The sequence below is a fragment of the Acidovorax radicis N35 genome, from assembly GCF_000204195.1.
Taxonomy (GTDB): Bacteria; Pseudomonadota; Gammaproteobacteria; order Burkholderiales; family Burkholderiaceae_C; genus Acidovorax; species Acidovorax radicis.
The window spans coordinates 51,061-64,117 of record NZ_AFBG01000022.1; the positions used below are offsets into that span (position 1 = coordinate 51,061).

A 13,057-nucleotide genomic window follows, 5' to 3' on the forward strand; every position below is an offset into this window, starting at 1 on the left:
TGCGACGACCTAGCGCTGCGTGTAGTACGGGATGAAGAGCTGGTTGGCCTCGCTCCCCACGGACCGCACCCATTCGCGGGAAAACCGCTCGCCCAGGCGTTTGAGCTCGGTGTCAAGCACGGCCGAGGGGGGTTCGACCTTGATGCCCTTGCGCTGCAGCTCGGTCACCGATTCCTCGGCCACCGCAGCGCTCATCGCCCACCCCCGTTTTTCGGCCTCGGCCGCAGCCTGACTGACGGCCTGGCGTACCGGGGCGGGCAGTGCATCAAACGCCTGCTGGTTCACAAAGACGATGTTCTTGGGGAACCAGGCGTTGATGCCGTAGTACTGCTTGATCTGGCCCCAGACCTGGTTTTCCACGCCAGTCAGGGCCGAGGTGATCATCGAGTCCAGCTTTCCGGCCGCCAAGGCCTGGTTGACCTCGACCATGGGCACATCCACCGGCGTGGCACCGAGCAACTCGGCAATGCGCACCGTGCCCGGGTTGTAGGTGCGCATGCGGGTGCCCTTGAAATCCACCGACGAACGCACCGAGGCCGTGGTGAACAGCCCCTGCGGGGGCCAGGGCACGGCATACAGTGCCTTGAGCCCCTTGCGCGCCATGTGCGCTTCGATCAGCGGACGCTGCACGTCCCACATGCGCCGCGCGTCGGCATAGCTGCGCACCACAAAAGGCACGGAATCGGCCCCAGCCAGGGGAATTTCGCGCACCAGGCTGGTCATGATGGTCTCCCCCGCCTGGGCCTTGCCGTCCTGCACCGCCTGCGGGATTTCCCCCAGCTTGAACAAGGCATTGTTGGCATGCACCTCGATGCGCAGTGCGCCTGCCGAAGCACGCTCCACATCCTGCGCAAACTGGACAACGTTGCGCGTATGGAACGACTCGGCACGGTAGCCCGTGGCCAGCTTCCACTGGGTCTGGGCGTGCACCACCGGGGCCACGGCAAGCGCGGCCAACAAGACCATGTTCTTCATGGCAAGCTCCTGAAGGGGGGGAAGTGGACGCCAGCGCAGACCGGGTGCGCTGGAGGACACAGTGAAAAGCCGGGTGGCTGGCTACTTCGACTGCCCCATGACAAGGTCAGGGACGATGGTGACGATCTGCGGGAAGGCCGTGATCAGGCCGATGCAGACCACCAGGCACAGGAAGAACGGTATGGCCGCCTTGGCAATGAGGTTGCTGTCCTTGCCTGTCATGTTCTGCAGCACGAAGAGGTTGAAGCCCACAGGTGGCGTGACCTCGGCGATCTCCACCAGCAGGATCACGAAGATGCCAAACCAGATGAGATCAAAACCCGCCTTTTCGATCATGGGCATGACCACGGCAGCGGTCAGCACGATCATGCTGATGCCATCCAGCGCGGTGCCCAGGACCAGGTACACCCCCACCAGGCAGGCAATCAGCGCATAGGGCGACAGGTGCATGGAGTCCACCCATTCGGCCAGCTCGCGTGGGATGCCGGTAAAAGCCATGGTCTTGGTCAAGAAGGCAGCACCCGCCAGGATGAACATGATCATGCAGCTGGTGCGGGCCGAGCCCGCCAGGCCTTCCTTGAAGTTCTGCCAGGTCAGGGCCTTGCACCATGCGGCCAGGGCCAGTGCCCCCACCACGCCATACGCGGCACATTCCGTGGCCGTCGCCCACCCGGCCACCAAAGACCAGCAGATGAACACGATCAGCAGCGCGCAGGGAATCAGGTTGCGCGAAAGATGCAGCTTTTCGCGGAACGTGGTGGGTGGTTCGTCCGCAGGCATGCGTTCCTTGTTGCGCACCGACCACCAGGCGATGTAGCCGGAGAACAGCAGCATCAGCAGCAGCCCTGGCAGAAAGCCTGCCAGGAAGATGCGAATGATGGAGGCATCGGCCGCCACCGCATACACCACCATGGTGATGGACGGGGGAATCAGGATGCCCAGGGTACCTGCGGTGGCCAGCGAACCGATGGCGATGCTCTCGTCGTAGCCACGTTTTTTGAGCGCAGGCAGCGAGACCTTGGCAATGGTGGCGCAAGTGGCCGCCGACGATCCCGAGACTGAGCCGAAAATGCCGCAGCCCAGGATGGTGGTATGGAACAGCCGCCCGGGCACTTTGCCCAGCCAGGGGGCCAGCCCCGTGAACATGTCTTCACTCAAGCGGGTGCGGAACAGGATTTCACCCATCCAGATGAACAAGGGCAGCGCGGCCAGTTCCCAGCTGGCATTGCTCTCCCAAAACGCGGAGAAGAGGTTCAAGCCGGGCTGGCTGTTGGTGAAGTAGGCCTGGCCGACCCATCCGCAGATGGCCAGCGTCATGGCGATCCAGACACCGCCGGACAGCATGAGGAGCATGAGCAGCAGCAGGAAAGCGCCGATGGAAAGAATGTCCATGGTGATGCTCCTTAAAGGTCCGAAGAAAAGTCACCCTTGGCGTGGCGCTCTTCCACCAGCCGCACAAAGGTAGGAATGCCGCCCCGCACCACGATCCACCATTCATCGATGACAGCCACGAAGAACAGCAGGGAGCCCAAGGCAAAGCTCAGTTGCGGGATCCAGATGGGGATCGCCCACAGCCCCTGGGCCAGTTCATGGAACTGCCAACTCTCATAGGTGAAGATGCAGGCCCACCAGGTCAGGTAGCCGATGGCCAGCGCCGCGATGCTCAGGCAGGCCACTTCGTATTTGCGGCGCATGCCGGGCGAGAGCTTTTCCAGCACCAGCGTCACGCGCACGAAATCGCCGTGCTTGAAGGCATGCGCCATGGTGAGAAAAGCCGCCGCCGCGCACAGCCAGGCCACCACGTCGTTGATGGCGCCAGTGGGAAACCCGAACTGGCGCCCCAGGGACTGCACCACCATCAGTACGCAGATGACCGCAATGCAGGCGGCACCCACGCCACCGGCGGCAAGGTAGGCACCGTCCAGCATGCGCCGCAGCAGGTGCCGCGGCATCTTCACCGTGGCGGCATCGCCCACGGCCAAAGGGGTTTGAGACAGGATAGACACGTCCATCTCACTTCTTGTTGTAGGCGTCGATGACAGCCTTGCCGTCATCGCCAGCGGTCTTGATCCAGTCTGCGGTCATGCGCTCACCGACGGCCTTGAGCTCTGCCTTCAGGCTCGTGGCGCTCACATCCACCTGCATGCCCTTGGCTGCCAGTTCCTTCAGATATTCCTGGTCTTTCTTCTCGCTCATGGCCCAACCCCGTTGTTCAGCCACGGCAGCCTGGGCCAGCAGGGATTCCTGGGTCGGCTTGTCCAGCGCGTCGAACGCCTTCTGGTTCACCACCACGGCATTGCGGGGCAGCCAGGCAGCCACACCGTAGAAGTACTTCACGGTCTCATACAGCTTGCTGTCCACACCACTGGCGCTGGAGGTGAGGAAGTTGTCCACCGTGCCCGTGGCCAATGCTGCGGACAGCTCCGCCAGCTGGATGGTGACGGGCTGCGCACCCACCGCCGTGGCGATGTACGAGGTGGCTGGGTTGTAGGCACGCATCTTGGTGCCCTTGAGATCTTTTAACGCCGTGACGGGCTTGACCGAGTACAGACTCTGTGCAGGCCATGGCACGGTGTACAAAAGCTTCATGCCCTGTGCACCCAGCGTCTTGACCAGCAGCGGGCGCGAGGCCTGGTCCAGGCGCTTGGAGTCCGCATAGCTCGTCGCCAGGAACGGAATGGAGTCCACACCGTAGACGGGCGCCTCATTGGCAGCGCCCGACAAAATGAACTCACCCAAAGCCACCTGGCCGGACTGCACCGTGCGCTTGATCTCGTTGGCCTTGAACAGCGAGGCATTGGGATGCACCGCGATCTTGAGCTTGCCCCCCGTCGCCTTGTCCACGTCCTGCACGAACTGCTGCAGGTTCTGCACCTGGAAGGTGTTCACGGCATAGCCGGACGGCAGATCCCACTTGACCTGGGCCTGCGAGAGTCCCGCCAAGGCAACGGCGCAGAGACCAAAAGTAATTTTTTTCATGGGGTAGCTCCTTGTTTAAAAACTGGCAAGTTGGTGGTTGAGAAGGTCTGTGACCAGCATGCAACCCGGCGCATGCGTGATGCAGAACGCGGGCTGGGCGTTCAAGATGGCCGATTGCGGTGTCACGCCGCAGGCCCAGAAAACAGGGATCTCACCGGGCATCAGCGCTACGGCGTCCCCGTAGTCGGGATGGGCCAGATCGGCGATGCCGATCAGGGCGGGGTCACCGATATGCACAGGGGCTCCATGCACATTGGGAAAACGCGAGGTGACTTGCACGGCACGGATCACCTCCGCGGCGGGCATGGGACGCATGGTGACCACCATGGCACCGCCGAAGGGGCCGGCGGGCTCGGTCTGCAGGTTGGTGCGGAACATGGCCACGTTCTTGCCTTCGTCAATGTGGCGCAGGCGGATGCCTGCTTCGATCAACGCCGATTCGAACGAGAACGAGCAGCCGAGAATGAAGGTGACCAGGTCCGGCCGCCAGAGGCTGGCAATGTCCGCCACCTCCTCCGACATTTCACCGTGGCGCCAAACACGGTACAGCGGCACATCGCTGCGGATGTCGATGCCTTTGCCCAGCGAAGGCAGGGCGAACTGGCCAGGCTCGCTGACCGCCAGCACGGGGCATGGCTTGGGGTTGCGTTGGCAGAACCGCAGGAAGTCACTGGCAAGCACCTCGGGCAGGATGACCACGTTGCCTTGAACATGGCCGTCTGCGAGACCGCTGGTGTGCGATGTCCACAGTCCTTTGCGGATGGTGTCGCGGACATGGTTCGGGTTGCTGGTGCCCTCAGGGCCAAACACCGCGAGCGAATTTTCTTGAGCTAAGTCCACCGTATTTCCTTGCATTGAGAAAAGTCAATTGCATGACGTTGGACGGATTGTGTTGGGGTGTAACTGTGCTGGCAAATTCAAAAAATTTCTCTTAGCTCATCGATTTTTTCGATGCACTTCATTGGGGCGAGGCAAACCAATTTGGTGCTTAGGGTTAACCCTTTAATCAAATCAAAGGGTTAACCAGTACCACTAAAAGGATGGGCTACACAAACACGGTTGCAGGACACTCGGTGCTTCTTTTGGATGCGGAGTACGCAAGGGAGTGGGAAATTCAGGCAGCGCACTTCGATGGTGGAGACAGGAAAAGGAGGGTCGCAGCGTCCCAGGCTCAGAAGGAATGAATAGATCCAGCGTGTCTAGTGGACCCTACACACACGCACCATTCAGGCACAAGGTGGAGCCAACAACACGGGCTATAGCGAACATTGGCAACGCACCAAGGGTGATGCGTTTTTCGAAAGGAGCGGGCATGGCGGGTTTTTCAACACTTTTTTGAACCTGTTCAAGGTCTATGAAGCAGTAGTGCCAAGAACGCCAGATGGGTGAACTGCAGGCCGGTGTTCGAACACCTCTCACGGCTCCAGGCCAGCCCCTGTTTTTCTGCAACGATGCAAGCTGCTCTCCACATCCAGCGCAAGGATGTCGCCCAGAGGAAGCGTAGCTCGCTTCACGGGACGATCATGTCGCCCAAGGTTTCTATTGCGCCGCAGGCAATCATGCGCAGTTAGTATTCGTTCCCAAGCCGGGACGGCGCCACGCAAAACACTTTGCACCGAGTTACCCACAGGGATTTCCTGCGCGCTTTCGAGCTGTGGACGGATGTCTTCAAATTGAACGCAACCGATGTCTCTTGAATAGCTTTTTCCCAGCACATAGCATTGTCGTGAATGCGTGACACTTTTAACAGACTTCAATTCCGATGTAGGACATGCCGACCGCCAGTCCTTTGGAGAGAGCGGGGACGCAGGATCGCAGCGGCTGCGCTGAGTTCCGCCTTGGCAGTGGTTTTCCATCCTCGATTGCAGTAGGTGCTGTTGCAGGTCCAGGCATGCACACGACTGACGGGAACGCGGCGCTTCAACCCCGCGGTGCCGAGGGCGATGCAGGGGCAGCCACCAGCTCCCACTCTGCCAGCTGTTCGTTGGTCGCAATCAGCCGCCCCACCAGCAGCTTGATGAAGGCCTTGTCAAAACACGACTGCAGGTCTTCAGACGCCCCCCGCAGCGCCGGGTTGCGGACCTTGAGCACCAGCACCTCCGTCTCGGTCACGGCGGTGGCGGTGCGAAGCCTGTTGTCGGGACGCAGGTAGGTCATTTCACCCAGGGTGACGCCCGCGCCCAGCGTGCTGAGGTTCCAGCCCTGGCGGCTCACGGCCACCTGGCCCTCGATCAGGATGCAGAACGAATCGCCCGGCGTGTTTTCGCGCATCAGCACCGTGCCCGCCCCAAGCCTGCGCCAGTTGCCCAGGCGCATCAGCTCCCACAAGGCCACGTCGTGAAAGTCGGCAAAAAACGGCAGCGCACGCAAGCGCGCAAAACGCTCGGCCTCGGTGTCCTGTGACCGCTGGCGCGGCAGGCCCTGGTGCGCAGTCAGCAGCGCCTGCGCAAAATCGTCCCAGGTCTCAAAACGGTCTGAGGGCTGCTTGGCCAGGGCGCGCAACAGCACGGCGTCCACATGGGCTGGCAGCGATGCACGCAGCAGGCTCGGCGGCGTGGGTGCCTCGTTGCTGATCTTGTAGAGCGTGGCAAAGTCGGTGTCACCGTCGAACGGGCGGCGGCCCGTGAGCAGCTCGTACACCACCACGGCCAGAGAAAACATGTCGCTGTGGTGGGTGAGGTCCTGTTCACGCACCTGTTCGGGCGACATGTACGACGGCGAGCCCACCAGGCCCGACAGCTGCGTGGCATCGCTGCGCAGCGACAGCGCCGCACCAAAATCCGTCAGCTTGATGTCGCCATCCTGCGCCAGCATGAGGTTGGCGGGCTTGATGTCGCGGTGCACCAGGCCTTCGCGGTAGGCGTACTCCAGCGCATTGCAGCACTTGAAGGCAATGTCCAGCACCTGCGGCACGGGCAGCAATGTATCGGGCGTGGCATAGGCCGACAGGGGCTGTCCGTCCACGTACTCCAGCACGAGGTAGGGTGGCAGCGCCTCCTCGTCCGCATCGAGCAGGCGCACGATGTTGGGGTGGCGCAGGCGGCCCGAAAGCGCGGCCTCGTTGCGCAGCAGCTTGCGGTAGCGCTCAGCCTGCTCGGGCACTTTCAGCAGGTGGGCATGCGTCTGCTTGATGGCCACCTTGCGGCCCCGAAAGCCGTCGAGCCCCAGGAATACGATGCCGCTGGCACCCCGGCCCAGTTCGCGCTCGATACGGTACTTGCCAATGCTGGCGGGGGGTGCCGAGGTTGCTGTAGCCATGTGTGGGGCTCCTGGGAAGGTCTTTGGCGGGTCAGCCCCCCGCAAGGGCCTGCTCAAAGTCGGCGAGCAGGTCTTCGGAGTCTTCCAGGCCCACGGACACGCGGATCATGCTGTCGGCAATATCCATGGTGGCTCGCACGGCGGGGCCAGCTTCCCAGAAAATCGTGTGGGCCACAGGGATGATGAGCGTGCGCGTGTCTGCCAGGCCCGTGGCCTTGATCGGCAGCTGCAGCCGGTTGCACACGGGCAGGCACTGGTCGGGGTCGCGCAGCTCGAACGACAGCAGCCACGAACCGGCCTTGAGGTGCTTCTGGGCAAAGGCATGCTGGGGGTGCGAGGGCAGCATGGGATAGAGCACGCGGGAGACTGCAGGGTGCTGCTCCAGCCACTGCGCCAAAGCCAGGGCCGTGGCACTGGTGCGGTCCATGCGCAGCGACAGGGTTTCAGCACCCAGCGCGATCTGGTGCGCGGCGTGGGATGACAGCGTGCCACCCATGTCGCGCAGGCCCTTCTTGCGCAGTTGCTGCAGGCCCCAGCCCTTGGCGTCGCCCTTGCGGTAGGGCGCAAAGATGTTGGGGTACGTGCTCCAGTCGAACAGACCGGTGTCTGTTACGGCGCCGCCCAGCGCCGCGCCCTGCCCGCCAATGCTCTTGGTGAGCGAGTTGAGCACCAGCCCCGCGCCCACCGTGGACGCACGGAACAGGTAGGGCGACGCCACGGTGTTGTCCACCACGTACAGCACGCCGCGCTCACGGCAGACGGTGCCCACGGCTTCCAGGTCGGGGATCTGCGTGCCGGGGTTGGCGATGGTCTCGACAAACACCATACGGGTGTTGGGCCGCACCGCAGCGGCCACGTTGGCGGCGTCGGTCACGTCCACCAGGGTCACTTCAACGCCCAGGTCAGCCAGCGTGCCGAACACGCTGTTGGTGTTGCCAAACACGAACTGGCTGGCCACCAGATGGTCGCCCGCCTTCAGCAGCGTGAGAAAGATGGCGCAGATGCCCGCCATGCCGGTGGCGAACACGATGGTGCCCTGCCCTTTTTCCATCTGCGTGATCTTGGCCTCCAGCGCCGCCGTGGTGGGCGTGCCCTGCCGCGCATAGTTGAAGCCGCCTTTGGCCGTGCCCTGGAACACGGCGATCAGGTCCTCGACCTTGTCGTAGCCGTACTGGACGGACGTATGGATCGGCTTGTGGATGGCCCCATGCTCAGCGCCGCCCTGGCGGTCTGCGTGCAGGATCTGGGTGGTAAAACGTTGGTTCTGCGGTGTCGTCATAAAAATCTGCGGCTGTTTTTACTGGTCTGCGTGCAAGGCATGGCGATGAATACTGGCGCGTCCCAATACCAGCGCACCCGTGGAACTGGCTCCGCCAGGCCACCGGGTGCGTCCCCCTCAGGGGGGAAGGCGCGCAGCGCCTCAGGGGGGTCAGCGCTCCGGCGCGATGTGCTCAGCGTAATCGTACAAGGCGCCCAGGATGTCCTGCGCGCGGTCATCGGCAGTTTCCGACATTTCATCGATCTCGGTGAAGAGTTGCTCGACCGTGCGCGCCCCGCCCTCGCCATCAAACAGGCAGGCTGCGCGGTGCGCCTCCCAGCGCTCTGCCTCTTCGGGCGACAGCGTTTGCGGAAAGTTGCGCGCCCGGTAGCGCCAGAGCAGCTCTGCGAGGCGCGGGTCATCAAAATTCGCCCGGGCCTTGGCCAGCTTGTCGCCCCCCAGGGCGCGCAGATCGTTCAGCAAACGCCGGTCGTTGTTGCCCACAAAACCGCCATACAGATCCTGGTCCACATCCGGTGCAGGTTCTTGCGGGCGGGCAAACACGGCGGGCCAGATGCCACTCATGTCGGGCAGCGCGTGCGCCACCTCGGCGTGCTGGGCGGCCTGCGCCATGTCGATACCCCAGCGCTGCGCCAGCGCGGGCGTGAGCGTGTTCACATTGCCCACCACCATGGGTGACTTGTTCAGGTGGATGGTCTTGACCGGCAGACGTGTCACGCCCTCGGGCAACGCATCGGCCTTGCTGAACATGCGCAGGCGGATCTCGTCGGGGCCCATGGTGGCAAGGGGTGCGGGGTCATGGGCCAGGTCCCAGGCGATGAGTTCATTCTTGTTCGTGGGGTGGCTGGCCAGCGGCCACATGACAGCCAGGCAACCTCGTTCGGCAGGGAACATGCCGGACACATGCAGGAACGGCCGAGTCGTGATGGCGGTGGCCGGCAGGCGCAGTTCAGCCGCCACACGGTCCTTCTTGTGCAGGCTGAGTGCAAAGTCAAACAGCTTGGTGTTGTGCTGGCGAATGAGCCGTGCTAGCGCAATGGTGGCGCGCACATCCGACAGCGCATCGTGCGCCGCCTCGTGCAGCAGGCCGTTGGCTTTGGACAGATGCTCCAGCTTGAAGCTGGGCGAGCCGTCTTCTTTTTTGGGCCAGGTGATGCCGTCGGGCCGCAGCGCATAGGTCATGCGCACCACGTCCAGCAGGTCCCAGCGCCCACACTGGTTCTGCCACTCGCGCGCATAGGGGTCGATGAGGTTGCGCCAGAACATGAAGCGCGTGATCTCGTCATCGAACCGGATGGTGTTGTAGCCCACACCGATGGTGCCGGGCTGGGCAAATTCAGCTTCGATGCGCGCAGCGAACTGGTACTCGGGCACCCCCTTCTCCAGGCAGAGCTGCGGCGTGATGCCGGTGATCAGGCACGAGACGGGATCAGGCAGGTAGTCGTTGGCGGGCTGGCAATAGAACATCAGCGGCTCGCCGATCTCATTGAGCTCAGCGTCGGTCCGGATGGCCGCGAACTGCGCAGGCCGGTCACGGCGCGTGTTGGCACCAAAGGTTTCGTAGTCGTGCCAGAGGAAGGTATGGGAGGCCATGGTCGGTGGGCAAACAGGGGCGGGACAAGGGCAGGGCAAAGAAGACATCGAACTGTACCCTGATTCGTAGGCACTTTTTGACCCCTAGCGCATACTGTAAAAGCGCAAGCAGCTATTGGTTTTATAGCAAATGCACATTGCCACCCTGGCAGCCCTTTCACGCAGTGATACACCTGCGGCAGGGCTCGGGCACCGCCGCGCAGGACAATGGCGCATGCAACGTACCCCTCCAGCAGATTCCTCGGTCCCACGGCCCTCCCCTTCCCTGGCGTTCTCGCTCCCGCTGGTAGCGTGGGTGGCGACTTTGGCCCTGGCGGGCTGCGCCTCAGCCCCAACGCCCACCCCTCGCCCGGAAGCGGTAAAAGCACCCTTGCCACCCACCGCGCCACCTGCAACGGTTGGTGCACCGAGCCTGGACGCGCCCGCATCCACGGGCGGCCCAGTCATGGGCGTGGACCATGTTGCGGGTTTTGCTGCATGGCGCGACGCATTTTCGGCGCAAGCCTTGCAGGCAGGTATCCAGCCTCGCACGGTGCGCGATGTGCTGGGTCGGGCGCAATGGCAACCGCGCGTGGTGGAGCTTGACCGGGCCCAGCCCGAATTCACGCGCGCACCCTGGGCCTACCTTGACAGCGCGGTCTCACCACAACGCATTGCCCAGGGGCAGGCCAAGCTGGCCGAGCACAGCGCCACGCTGGAGGCCGCCGCCGCCCGCTATGGCGTGCCGGCCACCGTGGTCACCGCCATCTGGGGCATGGAGAGCAACTACGGCAGCAACTTCGGGACATTCCGCACCGTGGACGCACTGTCCACGCTGGCCTATGAAGGCCGCCGCCGCACCTGGGCGCAGGCCGAGCTGCTTGCCGCGCTGCGCATCGTGGACCAGGGCGACATCGCAGCGGACCGCATGCTCGGCTCCTGGGCAGGCGCCATGGGGCACACGCAGTTCCTGCCCTCGGTGTTTCTGGCCTACGCCGTGGATGCCGATGGCGACGGCCACCGCGACATCTGGGGCAGTGTCCCCGATGTGGCGGCATCCACAGCCCACTTTCTGGCTCGGTCCGGCTGGCAAGCCCACGAAACCTGGGGCGCCGAAGTGCTGCTGCCGCCCTCGTTTGACCATGCCCGGGCAGACCCGGGCACGCGCCAAACCACGGCGCAATGGGAAGCAGAAGGCGTGAAGGCCACCGACGGCCAAGCGCTGCCGACCCTGAGCGGGGCTTTCATCGTGAGCCCCGCAGGCGCACGCGGCCCGGCCTTCTTGGTGGGAGCCAACTTCCGGGCCATCCTGCGCTACAACAATTCGGTCAACTACGCGCTGGCCGTGGCACTGCTGTCACGCCAGATCGGCGGCGGCGGACCGGTGGTTGCCGCATGGCCCCGCGACCTCGCGCCCCTGTCGCGGCAGCAACTGCAGGAGCTGCAGGAGGCACTCAACCGCAAAGGGTTTGCGGCCGGCACCCCGGATGGCGTGATGGGCCCCGCCACCCGCGCAGGGCTGCGGGGCTATCAGCGCAGCATGGGCGTTGTGGCGGACGGCTATCCCACCGTGGAACTGCTGGAGCGGCTTACGGCGCCCGAATAAACAGCGCGACGGCCTCCCCAGCAGGCGGCCTTACGGCGTCACCAGCCCGTCCATGCGCACAACCTCAAAGTCACGGCCCAACACCTGCCGCAGCTCGGATTTCAGGCGGTCGTTGTTCCAGCGCTCATCCGGCGCCCCGCTCAGGTACCAGTTGGAGCCGTTGTCGGCCACCATCATCCCGTGGGTCTTGAGGGCGGTGAGGATGGCGCGTGTCTCGGCAGAGAAACCTGCCGGGATCGCATAGCCCGCCTTCAGGCGCACGCGCATGCCCATGGGAGGAAGGTTGAGGCTGGTATTGCTCGACGCCCAGTGGGTGGCGGGCGGCACGTAGGCGCGTCGGGTCTGGCTGACGGTGAAGCGCAGCGCGTGGCGGATGCCACCGGGGCCCAGCGAAGCCTCGTCATAGCGCACCAGGCCCGGGAAGATCGGCAGGCCCGCGGCGTCCGCGCTGGTCCATCGCGGCTGCGCGGTCGGGCGCACGTTGTTGTTGTCCAGGTGAAAAACGGCACCACCTGACGCACGCCAGCTGCCATCGGGCTGCGGGTAGCTGTTGCCGGTTTCATACAGGCGGTTGTTGTCGCGGTCGATCACGATCACGTGTCTGTCACCCGCGCTGGAAGGGCCGCCTTCGATAGGCGCGTTGGGCGGAATCGGGTACGGGCCTGCATCACTCTCGTCGCCGTAGTCGGTGAACTGCACAGCCACACGTGGCTGGGTACCCGCCACCACCACATAGGGAATACCGATGGGCGCGCCTTCCCACAGGCCCGCGCCGAAGTCCGGAAACAAGCCCCGGGTGAGGCCGATGCTGGCGATGAGGTTATCGGAGTTGGGGTCCACCGCGCGCATGGTGACGTCCGCGTTCCAGGCATTGTCGGCAGGGAACGGCAGTGCGCCATTCAGCGGTGCGCCCACGCCCAGGGTTGCGCCCCGCACATCACCATAGACATTGACCCCAGGGGCTGGTGCGGGTGCAGGCGCGGGTGCGCCTGGCGCTGGCGAAACGGGAGGCGCCGAAACCGGCGACGCGTCACCCTCTCCGCCTCCACCACAACCGGCCACCACCGCGCCCAAACTGGCGATGGCGATGCACCGGCTGATCGCGCCCAGACGCTGCGCGCGAAAGGCGGCACCCTGGACAATCGGGGCGGAGGGTGTCGGGGTGGGAATGGTCATGGGTTGTCTCCTGAATGAGCTCGCAGTATCCCGCCCCGACCCCCTCAGCCTGCTGCAGAACTGTACGAAAACGTTTCAAAGACCTTGGGACTGCGCACGGCGTCCGCACCCACCGATTCGCTGACGCGGCGGATCAATGCCTGTCCCTGCAGGTTTCGCAACCAAGCTGCAGATGCAGCATGACGGATGGCGAAACCGGTGCGCGACGCAGG

At 63.9% G+C, this 13,057-nt stretch carries 10 protein-coding genes; 1 reads left to right on the forward strand and 9 read right to left on the reverse strand.

Annotation, left to right across the window (positions count from 1 at the left end; genetic code table 11):
- Positions 1-9: 9 nt before the first annotated feature.
- The 8 genes from ARADN35_RS0120345 to sbcB all read right to left on the reverse strand — a co-directional run bounded on the left by ARADN35_RS0120345 (position 10) and on the right by sbcB (position 10,084).
- A complete protein-coding gene (locus ARADN35_RS0120345; protein WP_010465480.1) occupies positions 10-975 on the reverse strand; it encodes a TRAP transporter substrate-binding protein in 966 nt (321 codons plus the stop codon).
- 81 nt (positions 976-1,056) lie between these two features.
- Positions 1,057-2,367, reverse strand: coding sequence for a TRAP transporter large permease (locus ARADN35_RS0120350; RefSeq protein WP_010465482.1), 1,311 nt, complete (start codon positions 2,365-2,367; stop codon positions 1,057-1,059).
- Positions 2,368-2,378: 11 nt separating this feature from the next.
- Positions 2,379-2,927 (reverse strand): TRAP transporter small permease, encoded by a 549-nt coding sequence (locus ARADN35_RS0120355; RefSeq protein WP_181147578.1) that lies wholly within the window; start codon positions 2,925-2,927, stop codon positions 2,379-2,381.
- A gap of 61 nt (positions 2,928-2,988) precedes the next feature.
- Positions 2,989-3,954 (reverse strand): TRAP transporter substrate-binding protein, encoded by a 966-nt coding sequence (locus tag ARADN35_RS0120360; protein ID WP_010465486.1) that lies wholly within the window; start codon positions 3,952-3,954, stop codon positions 2,989-2,991.
- 15 nt (positions 3,955-3,969) lie between these two features.
- A complete protein-coding gene (locus tag ARADN35_RS0120365; RefSeq protein ID WP_081474685.1) occupies positions 3,970-4,809 on the reverse strand; it encodes a putative hydro-lyase in 840 nt (279 codons plus the stop codon).
- Between the two features lie 1,065 nt (positions 4,810-5,874).
- On the reverse strand, positions 5,875-7,212 hold the full coding sequence (locus ARADN35_RS0120375; protein ID WP_010465489.1) for a protein kinase domain-containing protein: 1,338 nt from the start codon (positions 7,210-7,212) through the stop codon (positions 5,875-5,877).
- 31 nt (positions 7,213-7,243) lie between these two features.
- Positions 7,244-8,491 carry a cystathionine gamma-synthase family protein gene (locus ARADN35_RS0120380; RefSeq protein WP_010465491.1) on the reverse strand — a complete coding sequence of 416 codons (1,248 nt, stop codon included), beginning with the start codon at positions 8,489-8,491 and terminating at the stop codon, positions 7,244-7,246.
- Positions 8,492-8,641: 150 nt separating this feature from the next.
- Positions 8,642-10,084, reverse strand: coding sequence for an exodeoxyribonuclease I (gene sbcB / locus ARADN35_RS0120385; protein ID WP_010465493.1), 1,443 nt, complete (start codon positions 10,082-10,084; stop codon positions 8,642-8,644).
- 214 nt (positions 10,085-10,298) lie between these two features.
- Between sbcB and ARADN35_RS0120390 the strand changes: the two genes are divergently transcribed.
- Positions 10,299-11,669 carry a lytic murein transglycosylase gene (locus tag ARADN35_RS0120390; protein WP_081474692.1) on the forward strand — a complete coding sequence of 457 codons (1,371 nt, stop codon included), beginning with the start codon at positions 10,299-10,301 and terminating at the stop codon, positions 11,667-11,669.
- A 30-nt stretch (positions 11,670-11,699) separates the two neighbouring features.
- Here the strand turns inward: ARADN35_RS0120390 and ARADN35_RS28590 are convergent, their stop codons facing one another.
- Entirely contained in the window at positions 11,700-12,845 is a 1,146-nt protein-coding gene (locus tag ARADN35_RS28590; protein ID WP_010465496.1) for a hypothetical protein, read from the reverse strand.
- Positions 12,846-13,057: the final 212 nt, after the last annotated feature.

Coding starts and splice junctions, on each gene's coding strand:
- ARADN35_RS0120345 (WP_010465480.1), bottom strand. CDS start 975: ATGAAGAACATGGTCTTGTTGGCCGCGCTTGCCGTGGCCCCGGTGGTG.
- ARADN35_RS0120350 (WP_010465482.1), bottom strand. CDS start 2,367: ATGGACATTCTTTCCATCGGCGCTTTCCTGCTGCTGCTCATGCTCCTC.
- ARADN35_RS0120355 (WP_181147578.1), bottom strand. CDS start 2,927: ATGCCGCGGCACCTGCTGCGGCGCATGCTGGACGGTGCCTACCTTGCC.
- ARADN35_RS0120360 (WP_010465486.1), bottom strand. CDS start 3,954: ATGAAAAAAATTACTTTTGGTCTCTGCGCCGTTGCCTTGGCGGGACTC.
- ARADN35_RS0120365 (WP_081474685.1), bottom strand. CDS start 4,809: ATGCAAGGAAATACGGTGGACTTAGCTCAAGAAAATTCGCTCGCGGTG.
- ARADN35_RS0120375 (WP_010465489.1), bottom strand. CDS start 7,212: ATGGCTACAGCAACCTCGGCACCCCCCGCCAGCATTGGCAAGTACCGT.
- ARADN35_RS0120380 (WP_010465491.1), bottom strand. CDS start 8,491: ATGACGACACCGCAGAACCAACGTTTTACCACCCAGATCCTGCACGCA.
- sbcB (WP_010465493.1), bottom strand. CDS start 10,084: ATGGCCTCCCATACCTTCCTCTGGCACGACTACGAAACCTTTGGTGCC.
- ARADN35_RS0120390 (WP_081474692.1), top strand. CDS start 10,299: ATGCAACGTACCCCTCCAGCAGATTCCTCGGTCCCACGGCCCTCCCCT.
- ARADN35_RS28590 (WP_010465496.1), bottom strand. CDS start 12,845: ATGACCATTCCCACCCCGACACCCTCCGCCCCGATTGTCCAGGGTGCC.